The sequence below is a fragment of the Flavobacterium sp. 83 genome (assembly GCF_000744835.1).
In the GTDB taxonomy this organism is placed as follows: domain Bacteria; phylum Bacteroidota; class Bacteroidia; order Flavobacteriales; family Flavobacteriaceae; genus Flavobacterium.
Genome location: NZ_JQMS01000001.1, coordinates 865376 through 882593, shown reverse-complemented (window position 1 = coordinate 882593; position 17218 = coordinate 865376). Strand labels below are relative to the sequence as shown.

Sequence of the window (17218 nt, the reverse complement as noted above, 5' to 3'; positions counted from 1 at the left end):
TACATTTGAAATCCATATAAAAACGATATAAATTTTTTCGATAAAATTTAAAAGTGGGTTCATGATAACTTTAGGCTAGTAATAATTTATCGAATTACATTCAAAAAAACACTTTAATGAGAATTATTTCATACAACGTCAACGGAATAAGAGCCGCCATTTCTAAAGGATTTATAGATTGGTTGCAACACGCAAATCCTGATATTATTTGTCTTCAGGAAATTAAGGCAACCGAGGAACAAATCCCGGTAGATGCTATCACAAAAGCGGGTTATCCGTATCAATATTATTATTCGGCAACAAAAAAAGGGTATAGTGGAGTGGCTATTCTCTCTAAAATCAAACCCAATAATGTCGTTCACGGAACTGGAATTCACCACATGGATTTTGAAGGAAGAAACCTTAGGGCTGATTTCGATGACTTTTCTGTGATGAGTTTGTACTTGCCATCTGGGACAAATATCGAGCGATTAGACCATAAGTTTATGTTCATGGATGATTTTCAAACCTACATTGACGAACTCAAAAAAGAAACACCAAATCTGGTTATCTGCGGCGATTACAACATTTGTCACGAAGCAATCGACATTCACGATCCCATCAGAAACAAAACCGTTTCGGGGTTTTTGCCACAAGAAAGAGCCTGGCTCGATGGATTCATGAAGTCTGGATTTTTGGATAGTTTCCGCCATTTCAATAGTGAACCGCATCAATATTCGTGGTGGAGTTACCGCGCCGGAGCAAGAGGAAACAACAAGGGCTGGCGCATCGATTATAATTTAGTTAGCGATACCTTAAAACATAAACTCAAAAGAGCCGTTATTCTTGCAGATGCGGTACATTCAGATCATTGCCCAATTTTGGTAGAAATCGAATAAAAATCATTGCGAGGAATAAAGCAATCTGGAGCTATTTCCCGCTATCCGTTACAATCTTTTTATTTTTTAAAGATAAAAATAAAAAGGATTTTCACTTTTATCGGGGCTAGGGCATCCAAATATAATTTGCGTTTTGCTTTCAAAACAACAATAGAAACAACATAAATACTAATAAAATGATTAAAAGAGTTTCCATCGGATTACTGGTACTGGCACTTTCAAGCTCATGTGTATCTAAGAAAATATACAATGACTTAGAAAGCAAGTACACCGATTCAAAAAAAGAAAATAGAAGATTAACGGATGAAAATGAAGATCTTTTAAAAGCCAAAAATCAATTAGAATTGGACCGAAGTGTTCTAACATCAGATTTAAGCAAATCAAAATCGGAACTGGAAAAATTGAAAGCCGACTATGCTGCTGCACAAAATAAATTTAAAGTGTTGCAGGATTCCTACGCTGCTTTAGAAAAAAACAGCGGAGATGCTTTGCAAAGCAACATGAAGAAAAATCGTGATTTGTTGGATCAATTAGACGAGAAAGGGAAAGCGTTAGCATTAGAACAAGAACGTTTAAACAAAAGCGCACAACGTTTAGATGAGTTGGAATCTTTGATTGCCGCCAAAGAAGCAAGCATGAAAAAATTAAAAGAAACCTTGTCTAAAGCCTTGAATAGCTTTGAAGGAAAAGGGTTGACAGTTCAACAAAAAAACGGGAAAGTATATGTTTCCATGGAAAACAAACTGCTTTTCAATTCTGGAAGCTGGGCAGTGGGTTCCGAAGGTAAAAAGGCAGTTGTAGAATTAGGAAAAGTTTTGGGTGATAACCCGGAAATCTCAGTTCTTATTGAAGGACATACAGATGACGATGCTTTCGCAGGTTCAGGACCAATTGCAGACAACTGGGATTTATCAACTAAAAGAGCCACAGCAATAGTTGCTATTTTGAGTGAAAACAAGAAAATCAATAAGGAAAACCTAACCGCTGCCGGAAGAGGAGAATTTTCTCCTTTGGTAAGCAATTCAACCGCTGAAGGAAAAGCTAAAAACCGTAGAATCGAAATTATCTTAACCCCAAGATTAGACGAGATTTCTAAAATGTTGAATGATATCAATTAAGGTTTAAATATCTAGTAACCTGATTTCGATTATTAAAGTGTTCATTTTTAATACCGTTTATAATCCTGCAAGGTTTCCAAAACCTTGTAGGTGCCATTTTTTAGATTTACATACCTACAAGGTTAAAAAAAAGACCTTGCAGGAAAATCAGTTAACTGTAAATTAATGATATACAATTTATTAGTAAAATAATAATCAAACTCAGGTTAGTAACAAGTTTCACCATTAAGATTTTAAGAGAATTAAGCGTTGATTCTTAATGAAACTTAATTTATTTAATGGTTTAAAGCACCCTTTTTAACCGCTAATTCGCTAATTTTATCTTTCGATTGAGAGGTTTTAATTTGCGAATTAGCGGTTATTTTTTGTAAACGTTTCTCAATTTTGTGTTAACAGCAAATCTAAACAACAAACTAATTTTATCTTTGTTTTTGAAAAATTAAAATACAATTTCCTTAATTATGAAATATACTACTTTACCGAATACCGATATAAAAGTCAGCAAAATTTGCCTTGGAACCATGACTTTTGGACAACAAAATACGGAAGCTGACGGTCATGCACAAATGGATTATGCTCTTGAAAGAGGAGTCAATTTCTTTGATACTGCCGAGATGTATTCTGTTCCGGCGCGTCAGGAAACCTACGGAAGTACCGAGAAAATTCTTGGAACCTGGTTCAAAAAAACAGGAAAAAGAGAAGAAGTAGTTTTGGCTTCAAAAATTGCGGGACCAAATCCTAATTTCACGTATATGCGTGAGAAAAATGATTTTTCGCCAGCCAGTATCAAGTTTGCATTAGACCAAAGTTTACAACGATTACAAACCGATTATCTTGATGTGTATCAGTTGCATTGGCCAGAACGCAAAACCAACTTTTTTGGGCAACGCGGTTTCAAAGTGCAAGAAGATGGTTGGGAAGATAATATTCACAATGTTCTCGAAACCTTAGACGGTTTCGTTAAAGAAGGAAAAATCAAACACATTGGGCTTTCTAATGAAACGCCTTGGGGAATTATGCGTTTTCTGGAAGAAAGCAAATACCATAATTTGCCAAAAATAAAAACGATTCAAAATCCATATTCGTTACTAAACCGACTTTTTGAAGCGGGTTCTGCTGAGATTTGTATGAGAGAAAATGTGGGATTATTAGCGTATTCGCCAATGGCTTTTGGCGTTTTGTCAGGTAAATTCCTAACAGGTGAAAGTCTTCCAAAGGCCAGAATCAATTTGTTCCCTCAATTTTCAAGATACAACAGCGAGCAATGTTATGAAGCTACTCGATTGTATCAGGAAATTGCCAAGAAAAATGGACTGACCTTGACTGAATTGTCTTTGGCATTCATAGAACAACAACCGTTCGTAACCAGCACGATTATTGGCGCCACCACAATGGAACAATTAAAAGAAAATATTGATACAATTCATATTTCACTTTCTGATGAAATCTTAAAAGCAATTGACGAAGTTCAGGCCGTATTTCCTGATCCTGCACCGTAATTTGTAGAAAATAAAAAACATAAATTTAAATCTTCAAGAAACCCTGTCAGAGTTCAAAAACCTGACAGGGTTGTTTTTTAAATTAAAGATCAAATTCTTCGTCAACAGCCAAAGAATCGATTTTTATTTGTGTAGTATCTTGAGCTTTTATCCTTAAAAATGTTTTTGCAGGCCCTGAAATTAGTATCGGTTGTGTTTTGTAAATGGTATCGTCAGGACTCAAAAGCCCTCTTCTAAACATGATATTAGTTAAGAAAGATTCTTGTTTCATAGCAAAATCTTTTAACATCCCCTGGTCATTAAACTGGTACATGAATTTTCTTGGACTTGGAATAATTCGGGCAAGATAAAGGCATTCATTTAAGTTCAATTCTGAAGGATTTTTCTGGAAATAAAACCGACTCGCTTCGCCAATTCCATATACATTTGGACCCCATTCGATAATATTAAAATATACTTCCAGCATGCGTTCCTTGCTTACAATTCTGTTATTTTCCAGAATGTAAACCAGTAAAATTTCTTCCAGTTTGCGCGAGACTGTTTTTTCTCGGGTAAGAAAAACATTCTTTATCAACTGCATGCTGATGGTACTGGCACCGCGGGAAAACTTTTTGGTTTTTATATTTTTTACGATTGATTGTTTGAATGCTTCGCTGATAAAACCGTGATGTGAAAAGAACGACGGATCTTCGGTTGTTAAGACACATTTTCTTAAATAAGGGGAAATTTGGTCCAAAGGCGTATAATTTGGATTTGCTGAGCCAACTAAAATTGGACGTTGCAATACATTTTTTATAAGTGCCCGATAAATAAATTCTCCATTGAGTTTATTAAGATTTGCTTCGCCGTATTTTGTAATTTTTAGATTTTCTTTATTCAATCTACTGTCAAAAACCAGTTGGTTGGGTTTGTTTTTATTGAACATGAAATTCAAGTTGTAGTCAAAATTGCCTTCGGCTTCCATTCCTTGAAAATGGGTGAATAAACCATCGGGAAGCGAAGCGATAAAATCCTGTGCCTTCATTTTTGGGATGGCTACTTTGAGCTTGTAAATGGTGTCTTCCTCGGTTTCATAAGCTACATAAGGATGGAATTTTACTTTGTTGAATTGAACCGTTGAAGTACTGTCTATTGAAATAAAATCAGAACCTAATAAGAATCTATAATCAAATTTAGCATTTTTGATTATAACATCTTTACTGGCAATTTTTGGATGATTTATTTTCAAATTAGTAATAGCCATAAAGCCATCAATATGCAATTCGTCACCGTCTTTATCAATCTTTTCAAGATTCAATCGAATGGATTCAAAACTCGATTTTAGGTTGAAACGTTCGTCAAAATAAGGAACTTTAATGGCGCCGGTATCAATGTTAACAAAACGAATATCGGCTTTTTTATTTCTTGGATCTGCAAATCCTTTGATTTTCCAACGTTGTGTAAAGGTATTGGTTTGGACTTTTATTGAAGTTTCAAGCTGCTTATTGACCAATCTCAATTTTTGCAAATTAATCATCGCTTTTTTCCCATTGTCATCCAATCTAAAGGAAAGATTGTCCAAAACCATATCGGTTGGAACTAAATTCAGCGCTTTTGAGATAATTCTGTAGGCGAATTGAGCGTAATCTCTTTTTTCGTTCGCTATTTCTGTTTGCTTATCTTTTTTTAGAAAGGCATCAAAATTTCTCACTTTCCCTTTCTTTACGAGTTGTACAAAACCATTCTTTATTTCTAAAGTTCCCAGTTGCACATTACCTGCCAGTAATTGCCAAAGATTGACACTCGTTTTTAGTTTTTGTATTTTAAAAAGAGTATCGGCATTTTTCGGTGCTAATACTACATCGGAGAGATCAATTCCTGAGAGTCCGTCAAAAGAAGCTTTTTTAACAGAGAAAGTACTGTTGTAATCAACATCCATTTCATTGGAAACCTTTGCAATGGTCTGTTGTAAAACCGCATCACGAAAGATGTAAAAGGCAACAATTAGAGCCACAAATAATACACTAAGTATTTTTGTTGCTAGAATTATTTTTTGTTTTCCGGTTTTCATAAACAGTATTGTATTTGATAAAAAATCTAAAATAGGAGGCGCTTGGAATAGCGCATATAAAGAAAAGGAAAATAAAACAAAAGGAAAATTTTTTATGGTTTTCTTTAGAATTTTAATGTGTAGATGTTGTTTGTTTTTCTATGGAGAACAAAAAAAAAACTACAACCTAAATTGTAGTTTCTAAATTTGTTTTATGGTATTTAAATTAATTTTTTGGCTCCGGTTCTTTATATTCAAACGGGTTATAAAATCGTCTTACTTTTTCCACAATCTGGTTTAAGGTCATTTTGTCGGCTGTTTCCACTGATTTCAGTTTTCCGGGTTCAATTAATTTTTCATCCATTAATTTTTGCTCCAGTTTTGTTTTGGTTTGTGCTGGACCAAAAACAATTAACTCATCTGATTTTTTAACATAAGACAGCACTGATTTTATAAAATAATCCAGTTCTTGTTTTTTTCGGTCATCAAATTTTTTCTCACTGTCACCATGATGACTTCCTGAAAAGGTGCCTTTATTCCCTTCTTTGTTGTGATAAACACTGTTTTCAACATCAGAATCTATTTCAGTAATTTTTTCTGTATCACCATCAAGAGCAACAATTATTGCTTTTGAGGAGTCTATCCAAATGCCAGTTTGCTTTTTCATGTCTTTTATTTTTATATTAAATAGATTGTTTAAACAGCTTTATCATTATTTAGAAGGGGCTTAATGTAGCATTACGGTACTAGAATACCACTTAGTTGGCTTATGAAAACATGTTCTGATTTGTTTTTTTGTAAAAATGAATTTGCAATGGCATTTGCTGTTTTTAGAATCAAGGTGATAACCTCAGGGCTAAACAAATGTTCATGCTCTTTTCTGAAAATTTTAAAATCTGGAATGACTTGTTCAGTATCCCATTTATTGGCTAGAAGCCAGTCAAATACAATTTCGATTTCATAGGCTGTGTCGTCTCCAAATTCATTAATAGTATCTTCAAGCGGAAGCCATTCAGTTCTAACTATTTCTTTGAGTTCTTCAATTTCTTCTTTGCTAACCGTTTTGTCTATTGTTGCAATACAATAAAACACTTTTCCTAAGTGCTCATAAAGATGCGTCATGGTTTGGTGCGATGGTTTCATTTTTCAATCTTTAGATAAAAAAACTACATATAAATTTACAACAAAATAATGAATTTCATTCCTGCTTTTTTATTTTTATTGAAATAAACGTGAATTTAACAAAATATAATTATTTGATTTTCAGTGGAAAAAGAATTAATTATCCGGTTTGCTAAACCTGGCAAGGCTTTGTGTTTTTTTACGGAAGGCTTCTTAAGATGTATTTAAAGCAAAAAAGAGGATGTCACTAAAAATGACATCCTCTTTTGGTAAAAGTTAAATTTTTTCGAAAGATGAAAAATTATTTTTTCGAATATTCTTTTTCTAAAAATAAGTAACGGGTATCGTTTTCAGCTTTTACAGCTTTTGAATTTACATCAATAATCATGATTTCTGGACTTTGCTCATTTTTTGCCATTGGCCAAACCGGGAGTTTATCACCGTTTGGATTTCCTGTTTTAATGAAGTTGGCAAAAAAGTTCATCATTGTATCCGAAACTTTATAATCATCATCTGTCCAAGCATAGTTTGTATTGGTTGCTAAATTCCCCATTGCATATTCAATTTCAGCAGAGTGAACGGCTCCTTTTGGTATAGGAGCTTTTGGGGTGTTTTTGTCCTTTTTAATGACTCCGCCTGCGAGAGCTGCTTCAAGTTCATTGTCGCGCATTTCGGGTCTTGGATGGGCATAATAATAACGATATACTGGCTGGCTGCTATTTTTTCGATGTAAATCAAACCATTTCCAAGTGCTGTAGGCAATAAAACGGTCTCCTGCTAAATCGGTGGCAGATTGCTCCGTTACTTCAGGAGTTCCTGCGGGATACAACTTTAGAACTTCATCTGCTTTGGAGCCATATAATTCTTTTACTTTTTGGATATAACTTGCATTGTCTATGTCTTTCCCCATAGTTAAAGCGCGGTAAGTCATTTCTTCTGAATTCCATCCTAATAGTAAAGGAACCATTGCTTGTTGTTTGGCCTCAAAAATTTCGGGTAGTGATTTTGATAAAAAATAACCGTCAATGGTTGTTTTAAAAACACCTAAACTTGACCCTAGTGATTTTTGATACAGCTCAAAAGTTGACATAGCGCGAAGGTCTTTTAATGATGGAGCACCAATTTTTTTGGCAAATTCGAGTCCTGTTTTTTCAGCATCGGCTAAAGGAACCGGAGATAAAGTAGGGAAGATGGAGCCGCCGCTTTCGCCAATTGCTCCTGCGATAAGACTTTTTGATAACGGAGAAGCCATTTGAGCGCTCACGGCAATTGAACCAGCTGATTCTCCTGCAATAGTGACGCGTTTTGGGTCACCTCCAAATTTTGAGATATTAGCCTGTACCCATTTTAAGGCAGCATTTTGATCTAATAAACCATAATTTCCAGAAGCGTGATTAGGAGATTCTTTAGTCAGTTCAGGATGGGAGAAAAATCCCCAAATTCCTAATCTATAGTTTACGGTTAAGGTTACAATTCCTTTTTTGGCCATGTTTTCACCATCATAACGATTTTCAGAACCATCGCCTGCGGCAAAACCACCCCCGTAGAAATAAACTAAAACAGGTAGTTGTTCATTGGCAGATTTGGCAGGAGACCAAACATTAAGGTATAAGCAATCTTCGCTTGTCCCGTCACTTCTAAAGCCCATATCGCCAAATACATTGGATTGGATTGCTCTTGGTCCAAATTTTTTGGTTTGTTTTACTCCAGTCCAATTAGTTAAAGGTTGAGACGCTTTCCAACGTAAATTACCAACTGGTGGTTGGGCGAAGGGAATTCCTTTGAAACTCTGAATGTTAGTTTTTATATCAAATTCACCTTCTATAATTCCGTTTGCAGTAGTTATCTGAACAGGAAAAGCATTTTGATTTTCGGCATGTTGCGCTTTTGAAAAGAAGGGAAATGCTAAAAGTAGCAATCCAATGTATTTTATTTTTAAATTCATACTGTAATCGAGTTTATAGTTTTATGTTATTTGTTCGCAATAAATATAAATAGTTACAGGTAAAAAACTAAAGAATAGACTCATTTAACTTATTTTCCGAATTCTGTTATAAATATCGTAGTTGTCTAGGATTATAAATTAGATTATGAGAAGTTTCAGTTGATTTTTTTACGAGATAAATGGAATTCTATCCAAACAATTCACTTGCAATGTCTTCAATTTTGGCGACCAACCGAATATTAATTCCGGTGTTCTTTAAGGCGATTTTATTGTATTTCGAAACAAAAATGGTCGAAAATCCTAGTTTTTCGGCTTCCTGAATGCGCTGGTCTACGCGGTTCACAGGACGTATTTCGCCAGAAAGTCCCACTTCGCCAGCGAAGCAAAAATCTTTATTTACCGGAATGTCTTCATTTGAGGATAAAATAGCTGCTACAACGGCCAAGTCAATGGCTGGATCATCTACCGAAATTCCTCCAGTTACGTTGAGAAAAACGTCTTTGGCGCCTAGCCTAAAACCAGCTCTTTTCTCTAAAACGGCCAAAATCATATTCAGTCTTTTGGCATTATAACCTGTTGTGCTGCGTTGCGGGGTTCCGTAAACGGCGGTACTAACCAGCGATTGAATTTCAATCATCAATGGTCGCATTCCTTCTAATGTTGAGGCAATTGCAGTTCCTGATAATTCCTCATCTTTATGTGAAATTAATATCTCCGAAGGATTAGAAACTTCGCGTAAACCATTGCCTAACATTTCATAAATACCAATTTCAGCAGTGGAACCAAAACGGTTTTTTAGCGAACGTAAGATCCGGTACACATGATTCCGGTCGCCTTCAAATTGTAAAACCGTATCAACCATGTGTTCCAATATTTTTGGCCCAGCAATGTTTCCGTCTTTGGTGATATGACCAATCAGAATCACAGGAATATTGGTTTCTTTGGCAAATTTTATCAATTCGGCAGTGGTTTCTCTAATTTGAGAAATACTTCCGGGAGTTGATTCAATGTAATCCGTGTGCAAGGTTTGAATGGAATCGATAATCACGATTTCAGGCTGTATGGCTTCAATTTGTTTAAAGATATTTTGGGTTTTAGTTTCTGTTAAAATGTAACAATTATCTCCGCTTGGCGTAATTCTTTCGGCACGCATTTTTATTTGTTTCTGACTTTCTTCGCCCGAAACGTACAAGGTTTTGTAAGGCAGTTTTAAGGATATTTGAAGCAAAAGTGTACTTTTTCCAATGCCGGGTTCACCACCTAAAAGAATTAGAGAACCAGGAACGATACCGCCACCAAGTACGCGATTGAGTTCGCCGTCAGTAGTATCCATTCGGATTTCCTGAGTGGAATCAATTTCGTTTATTTTTAATGGTTTTGTCGCTTTATTGCTCGAAGTTGGTTCACTCTTCCAAGCCACTTTTTCTTGTTTTTGAATGATTTCCTCAGCGATGGTATTCCATTCTTTGCAGGAATTGCATTGCCCTTGCCATTTTGCATATTGGGCTCCACAGTTTTGACAAAAAAAAGTAGTTTTTACTTTTGACATTATTTTTTTGGTGTTAGACTTTTCATGTCGTCATATTTTTGGTACATCATATCTTTGCTCAAAGATCCAATTTCTTCTAATTGTGAAGCTGACTGATATAATTTTGCTGCTTTTTTAGGATCGCCCATTTTTTCATACATAAGCCCCAATTCATAATTGGCAAGCATTGATTTTGGATAATTTCTTTTGGCAACATCAGACAATTTATCCAATTCTTGATAAGCATTATTTTTTAGAATTGCCGCTTCAATTGCTTTGAAATCATTGATTCGAATAGGAATTTTTAGACCTAAATTTTTTGATATAGCATCATATTTATTCGTCAAATAATCGACATAACCAGCTTGAAGTACAGCGATTTTTTCTGTGTACTCAGTTGATGAAATTGGTTTGTAAGAATCAAAAAACTGATACAAAGCATTTGGTATTGAGTAAAGCACGAGGGAGTAATGGGATGCTCCTTTGAAATCATCAAATTTGTAATTGATTAAAGGATTTGTAACCATCTTCATATTTTGGTCGAGGTTTTTTATAGGCTCCTGAAGTCGTTTTACATCACCATCTCCAGTTGATTGATAATAAAAAACAGGTTGTTTTGTGTTTGAAAGTCTTTCTGGAATCCGGTTTTCCATGTCAGTTGCAAGTTCTGGACTTAAAGAAATATAGGCGTTAAATAATGGTGCGTCTTTGTATAGAAAAAAGTTTAAAAACCCAGCAGTAGTGTCATGTCCGGCAATAATTCGGAAGGGTACAGTACGGTATTTTTTTTCGATATAAGGAAGTAATTCGCCACCAATAAATTCAAAAAAAGCAGCGCCTTTCCCTGAAGGGACTCCGTCTGCAGCATCATAATTACTATCTTCTGTTCGTTCGTCTTTTTTGTTTTGGTTGATTCCAACGATTATTGTTTCAGGTAGATCATCCCAATAGGCACCATAGTTCAGAGCGCCATAAAAAGGGTCAAATAAGTAATCACTATCCAGTAAAATTAGGATTGGATATCTTTTGTTTGGGTTTTTCTCATAGGATGGGGGTAATCCAATAGTAATTTCTCGACTTCCTATTTTATTTGAATCGAATGGCAGTGTTGTTTTTTGAGAAAATACTGAAATAGAAAAAAGTAAAAAGAGTACTATTTGTTTCATGATTTGGGAGTTTTAGAAATTATATTTATTCTAAATGGAGTAGCAATATACTACTTTTATTAAAATAGAAATAGCAAAAAACACTACAGTTCAAAAAAGCAAACAATTTATTTTTATTCTAAAAATCTAGGTCAATGAATTGTCATTTTCATTTGGAAAAATGATCCACGGTTTGAAGGTTTTGGCTTCTTCAAATTCTAATGTGGCATATGAAATGATAATGATGATGTCGTCTTTTTGTACTTTTCTAGCAGCAGGACCATTTAGAGTTATGATGCCTGAATTTTTCTCCCCTTTGATGGCATAAGTATCAAAGCGTTCTCCATTGTTGATGTTTACAATAGATACTTTTTCGCCTTCAATAATGTTAGACGCATCTAGTAAAGCTTCGTCAATTGTAATGCTTCCGATATAATTTAAATCGGCTCCGGTAACTTTTACTCGGTGTATTTTTGATTTTACGACTTGAATTTGCATTTTACAAAAGTAAATTAATTTAATGAAATGGTATCAATCAAACGAATATTGTTGACAAAAACGGCTATAAAAGCGCGGTATTTTTTATCGGATTCTTTTATTTCGCTGGGTAATAGCGTTTCTTCATCAGCTATTACAAAATATTCTAATTTGAAAAGAGTGTTGTTTTCGAAAGCTTTTTTAACCCATTCCGTTACTGATTCAGGACTTTCTGTTTGAAATTTTTCTTTGGCAATAGTCAGTTTTTTGTAAATTATTGCAGCTTCTTCTCTTTCGTGAGGGGATAAACGTTCGTTTCGAGAACTCATAGCGAGGTGGTTGGGTTCCCTGTAAATTGGGCAACCAATTACGTTTACTTTCAAATGCGCTTTAGCGACCATCTTTTTGACGATTTGTAATTGCTGAAAATCTTTCTCACCAAAATAGGCATTTGTAGGTTCTACAATTTGAAAAAGACGTTTTACAATAGTTCCGACACCATTAAAATGTCCAGGTCTGAATTCTCCTTCCATTTGGTTTTCTAATCCATCAAAATCAAAAGATTGAGACAAGGGCTGTCCGTCATAAATATCCTCGACAGTTGGAGCATACAAAATAATTTTTGGACTCAAAGCGGTAAGTTTTTTCACATCTTCTTCTAATGTCCTTGGGTATTTTGCTAAATCTTCCGGATTGTTAAATTGGGTTGGATTTACAAAAATACTCACTACAGTATTTTCATTTTCTAGTAGCGATTTTTGCATTAAAGCCAAATGGCCTTGATGTAAAGCGCCCATAGTTGGAACAAATCCAATGGTGGAATTTGAAGTTTTGATTGATTTCAAATAGTCTCTCAAAGCTACTTTTCCATAGAAAATATGCATGGTGGTATTATTAAAATTAAATGCAAACTTACTATTTTAGTTAATAACTGCATAAATTTTTGTAATTTTGCGTGGTTTTTATTACCAATAAACTAAGTAAATTACAATATGAAAGATAAGAGGATATTATATGTATCATCTGAAGTGGTGCCTTATCTCGCTGAAAATGAGGTTTCTTTAATGTCTTATGACGTGCCGAAAATGATTAATGATCAGGGAGGACAAATAAGGATTTTCATGCCTAGATATGGAAATATAAATGAAAGAAGACACCAATTACACGAAGTGATTAGACTTTCGGGGATGAATTTGGTAGTAAATGATTTGGATATGCCATTGATTATAAAAGTAGCTTCAATTCCTAAAGAGAGGATACAAGTTTACTTTATAGATAATGACGAATATTTCAAAAGGAAAGCCACATTTGCAGATGAAGAAGGTGTTATGTATCCAGACAATGATGAGCGCGCTATTTTCTTTGCAAAAGGAGTGGTAGAAACGGTTAAAAAATTAAATTGGGTTCCTGATATTATTCATGTTCATGGGTGGATGGCTGCAATGTTGCCTATATATATGAAACATTTTTATAAAAATGAAGCTTTATTTTCAGAAACAAAGATTGTAACCTCAGTTTACAGTCAGTCATTTGAAGGAACTTTAGATGCAGAAATGATAAATAAGGTGAAATTTGATGGTGTTCCTGATGAAGCAATAGCTGATTTAGCAATTCCCGATTATGAAAATATTATAAAAGCAACAGTTATGCATTCTGATGCTGTAATCATTGCTTCAGAAAACCTGTCTTCAAGTTTAACAAAATTTATAGAATCTTCGGGTAAACCTTTTTTACCTTTCGTGCCGAAAGATAAATTCGCGGAAGCGTATACTAATTTCTATAAAAACGAGGTTCTTTAAATTAAACTTTTATTATTTAATATGTACAATATTTCTTTTTTCAAGAAAATACTGGTTTTATCAAGTATCATTCTTTTGTATTCCTGCGATAAAGATTATAATGCGATTGGTGGGGATTTAATTGGGGATAACCATTTTGGACTTAAAGACACAATATTTAGTGTAGTAGCTTACAACCAAAAAACTGGACCTATTCAATCTGATAATCTTGCTGTAAATCCATTAGGGATATATAAAAACCCTAATTTTGGAGAAACGACAGCCAATTTCAATACACAATTGACTTTAGCATCCACGGTAACTGCCACAGGTATTAGTTCAAGACCTTTTGTTACAAGTGTAGTTTTGACTATACCTTACTATTATAAAGCTTCGAAAACAGTTACGAATACTGACGGTAGTCACATTTATACATTAGATTCAATTTACGGAGTTAGTAAAGCACCAATGAAATTAAGTATTCATGAAAGTGGATATTACATGAGAGATAGTGACCCTACAGGTGGATTTCAACTTGCTCAAAAATATTATACCAATCAAAATACTGATTTCGATAATATTAAAGTTTCTACTCGTTTGAATGACGATGCCGATTTAGCTCAAAACGATAATTTTTTCTTTGATCCTGCTGAACATGTGGTTAAAACAACAGATTCTATCACTAAAGTAGAGACTGTTACACGAACTGCACCGGGAATGCAGTTGAATTTGAATAAAAGCTATTTTAAAACAAAGATTATTGATGGTGCAAATGCGGGTAAATTAGCTTCAAGTGATGTTTTTAAAGACTATTTCAGAGGGCTTTATTTTAAAATCGAAAAATCAGGAAGCAGTGATGGGAATTTAGCTATGTTGAATTTCAAAGCTGGAAAAATTACCGTTAATTATAACGAAGATTTAACTACTACATCAACAAGTGGTGTTGTAACAGTGACAAGGGTTAAAAAAAGTATTGTTCTTAATATGACCGGAAATTCTGTAAGTTTATTGAATAATAACTTTGGAGCTACAGGTATTGCCTATAATGCATTGCCAAATACTGGAAATACAACTGCCGGAGACGGAAAATTATATTTAAAAGGTGGTGAAGGTTCTGTAGCTATCATTGATTTATTTGATAAAAAAGATTTGAAAGGATATGATGCTAACGGAAACCTAACTGGGCCAAATGGGATTTCTGATGAATTAGATGATTTAAGATATCCGGCTGATGGTAAAAAGTGGTTGATCAATGAAGCGAATCTTGTTTTTCATATTGATGCAAGTACAATGATAAACAGCTTTGAGCCAAGAAGGATTTATTTGTATGATTATACAAATCATAGGCCTGTTGTTGATTATTACAATGATGCTTCAACAAGCGCTGATGCGAAAAAATCAAAATTAGTATTTGATGGGAACATAAATACAGATGCAACTTCTAAAAGAGGATTGACTTATAAAATCAGGATTACTAATCAGATTCGCAATCTTATTAAAAACGTAGATTCAACTAATGTCAAATTAGGACTAGTGGTTACTGAAGATATAACTGCCGTTGCTTCTTATAAAGTGAGAACTCCAAATGCATTTATTTCTCAAGCTCCAAAGGCGAGTGTAATGAATCCATTAGGGACTATTTTATTTGGAAATAACATTCCTTTTGGAGATTCTAATTATGACAAAAGATTAAAACTTGAAATTTTTTATACAAAACCTAATTAAGTAAAAGCTATGTGTGGAATTGTTGGATATATCGGTTATAGGGAAGCTTATCCGATTGTGATAAAAGGGTTGAAACGATTAGAATATAGAGGCTATGATAGTGCTGGTGTCATGTTATATGATGGCGAGAACTTAAAAATTTCTAAAACTAAAGGTAAAGTTGTAGATTTAGAAGAGCGAGCAGCTAAAGAAATTTCTACTGATGGCACCATAGGAATGGGACATACTCGTTGGGCAACACATGGGATTCCAAACGATGTAAATTCGCATCCGCATCTTTCTAATTCAGGAGATTTAGCTATAATCCATAATGGAATTATTGAGAATTATGCTCCATTGAAAGAGGAATTAATAAAAAGAGGATATATTTTTCACTCAGATACAGATACTGAAGTTCTTGTAAATCTAATAGAAGAAGTTCAGAAGAAAGAAAAATTGAAAATCGGAAAAGCAGTTCAGGTTGCTTTGAATCAAGTGGTTGGAGCTTATGCAATTGCCGTTTTTGATAAAAAAAATCCAAATGAAATTGTTGCGGCACGTTTAGGAAGTCCGTTAGCAATTGGTGTAGGTGAAGGAGAATATTTTATTGCTTCTGATGCTTCTCCATTTATTGAGTATACGTCAAATGCTATTTATTTAGAAGATGGCGAAATGGCAAATATTAGGTTGCATAAACCAATGAAAGTAAGGAAAATTAAAGATGATTCTTTAGTTGATCCCTATATTCAAGAACTTCAAATGAATTTGGAGCAAATTGAAAAAGGAGGTTACGATCATTTTATGTTGAAAGAGATCTATGAACAACCAAGTGTAATTAAAGATACGTATCGTGGTAGACTTCATGCAAATGAAGGAATTATCCAAATGTCAGGTGTAGAGGATAATTTAGAAAAATTCCTAAATGCGGACAGAATAATAATTGTGGCTTGCGGTACATCTTGGCATGCAGGTTTAGTTGCAGAATATATATTTGAAGAATTTGCCCGAATTTCAGTTGAAGTAGAATATGCTTCTGAATTTAGATATAGAAATCCTATAATAAGTAGTAAAGACGTAGTAATTGCTATTTCTCAATCAGGAGAAACTGCTGATACTATGGCAGCTATAAAATTGGCAAAAGAAAATGGAGCTTTTGTGTTCGGGGTTTGTAATGTAGTAGGTTCTTCTATTTCAAGAGAAACGCATGCAGGTGCTTATACACACGCAGGTCCTGAGATAGGTGTTGCTTCGACTAAAGCATTCACTACACAAATTACTGTGTTGACAATGATTGCGTTGCGTTTGGCTAAAGCCAAGGGAACCATGTCTAATACAGATTTTCATAGGTATTTGCAAGAATTAGAAATTATACCTGAAAAAGTAAAAGAGGCTTTAGAAACAAATGAAAGGGCTAAAGAAATTGCTGCTACATTTAAAGATGCTCCTAATTGTTTGTATTTAGGTAGGGGGTACAATTTTCCGGTAGCTCTTGAAGGGGCATTGAAACTTAAAGAGATATCATACATTCATGCGGAAGGTTATCCAGCTGCTGAAATGAAACATGGTCCAATAGCACTGATCGATGAGCATATGCCGGTTGTCGTTATTGCTCCAAAACAAGGTCATTATGATAAAATTGTAAGTAATATTCAGGAAATTAAATCCAGAAGTGGAAAAATTATTGCGGTAGTAACTAAAGGGGATACTCAAGTTCGTGATTTGGCAGATTATGTGATAGAAATTCCAGAAACTTCGGATGCATTGTCACCCTTAATAACAACAATACCGTTACAGCTTTTATCCTATCATATTGCCGTGATGAGAGGTTGTAATGTGGATCAGCCGCGTAATTTAGCAAAATCAGTTACTGTAGAATAATACAATATTGTTTACTTTAAGATATAACCTCGGAAGAATTTCTTTCGAGGTTTTTTTATGTTTATTTTTTGCTAATTTGAAATAATTATCTTAAAAAAGCTTTTTTTTAGTCTCCAG

The 17218-nt window shown here is 34.3% G+C and carries 14 protein-coding genes; 6 read left to right on the top strand and 8 right to left on the bottom strand.

Annotation, left to right across the window (positions count from 1 at the left end; all coding sequences use genetic code 11):
• Positions 1–116: 116 nt before the first annotated feature.
• From T410_RS03825 to T410_RS03815, 3 genes are all read left to right on the top strand, one after another.
• Positions 117–878, top strand: a complete 762-nt coding sequence (locus T410_RS03825) for an exodeoxyribonuclease III (protein ID WP_035668859.1) — start codon at positions 117–119, stop codon at positions 876–878.
• Between the two features lie 176 nt (positions 879–1054).
• Positions 1055–1996 (top strand): flagellar motor protein MotB, encoded by a 942-nt coding sequence (locus T410_RS03820; RefSeq protein ID WP_035668855.1) that lies wholly within the window; start codon positions 1055–1057, stop codon positions 1994–1996.
• A gap of 461 nt (positions 1997–2457) precedes the next feature.
• Positions 2458–3495, top strand: coding sequence for an NADP(H)-dependent aldo-keto reductase (locus T410_RS03815; protein WP_035668854.1), 1038 nt, complete (start codon positions 2458–2460; stop codon positions 3493–3495).
• A gap of 82 nt (positions 3496–3577) precedes the next feature.
• On the opposite strand, the gene T410_RS03810 is transcribed toward T410_RS03815, so the two are convergent.
• From T410_RS03810 to panC, 8 genes are all read right to left on the bottom strand, one after another.
• Positions 3578–5545, bottom strand: coding sequence for a transglycosylase domain-containing protein (locus T410_RS03810; protein ID WP_035668852.1), 1968 nt, complete (start codon positions 5543–5545; stop codon positions 3578–3580).
• A 205-nt stretch (positions 5546–5750) separates the two neighbouring features.
• Complete coding sequence (locus T410_RS03805) at positions 5751–6191, bottom strand: hypothetical protein (protein ID WP_035668851.1); 441 nt, start codon at positions 6189–6191, stop codon at positions 5751–5753.
• Between the two features lie 71 nt (positions 6192–6262).
• A complete protein-coding gene (locus T410_RS03800) occupies positions 6263–6667 on the bottom strand; it encodes a hypothetical protein (RefSeq protein WP_035668849.1) in 405 nt (134 codons plus the stop codon).
• A 280-nt stretch (positions 6668–6947) separates the two neighbouring features.
• A complete protein-coding gene (locus tag T410_RS03795; protein WP_035668848.1) occupies positions 6948–8591 on the bottom strand; it encodes a carboxylesterase/lipase family protein in 1644 nt (547 codons plus the stop codon).
• A gap of 187 nt (positions 8592–8778) precedes the next feature.
• Positions 8779–10140 carry a DNA repair protein RadA gene (gene radA / locus T410_RS03790; protein WP_035668846.1) on the bottom strand — a complete coding sequence of 454 codons (1362 nt, stop codon included), beginning with the start codon at positions 10138–10140 and terminating at the stop codon, positions 8779–8781.
• Positions 10140–11285, bottom strand: a complete 1146-nt coding sequence (locus T410_RS03785; RefSeq protein ID WP_035668845.1) for an alpha/beta hydrolase — start codon at positions 11283–11285, stop codon at positions 10140–10142. Before T410_RS03785 ends, radA begins: the two co-directional genes overlap by 1 nt.
• A 126-nt stretch (positions 11286–11411) precedes the next feature.
• Positions 11412–11762 (bottom strand): aspartate 1-decarboxylase, encoded by a 351-nt coding sequence (gene panD, locus T410_RS03780; protein ID WP_035668843.1) that lies wholly within the window; start codon positions 11760–11762, stop codon positions 11412–11414.
• 14 nt (positions 11763–11776) lie between these two features.
• Positions 11777–12625: a pantoate--beta-alanine ligase gene (gene panC, locus T410_RS03775; RefSeq protein ID WP_035668841.1), complete on the bottom strand. Its 849-nt coding sequence runs from the start codon at positions 12623–12625 to the stop codon at positions 11777–11779.
• 108 nt (positions 12626–12733) lie between these two features.
• On the opposite strand from panC, the gene T410_RS03770 reads away from it, so the two are divergent.
• Genes T410_RS03770 through glmS form a run of 3 tightly spaced genes read left to right on the top strand, consistent with a single transcriptional unit; the run spans position 12734 to position 17101 of the window.
• The gene (locus tag T410_RS03770; protein ID WP_035668839.1) at positions 12734–13540 is read left to right on the top strand and encodes a glycogen/starch synthase; all 807 of its coding nucleotides are present in this window, start codon (positions 12734–12736) and stop codon (positions 13538–13540) included.
• A 21-nt stretch (positions 13541–13561) separates the two neighbouring features.
• Entirely contained in the window at positions 13562–15244 is a 1683-nt protein-coding gene (locus T410_RS03765) for a DUF4270 domain-containing protein (protein WP_035668838.1), read from the top strand.
• Positions 15245–15253: 9 nt separating this feature from the next.
• On the top strand, positions 15254–17101 hold the full coding sequence (gene glmS / locus T410_RS03760; protein WP_035668837.1) for a glutamine--fructose-6-phosphate transaminase (isomerizing): 1848 nt from the start codon (positions 15254–15256) through the stop codon (positions 17099–17101).
• Positions 17102–17218 lie beyond the last annotated feature (117 nt).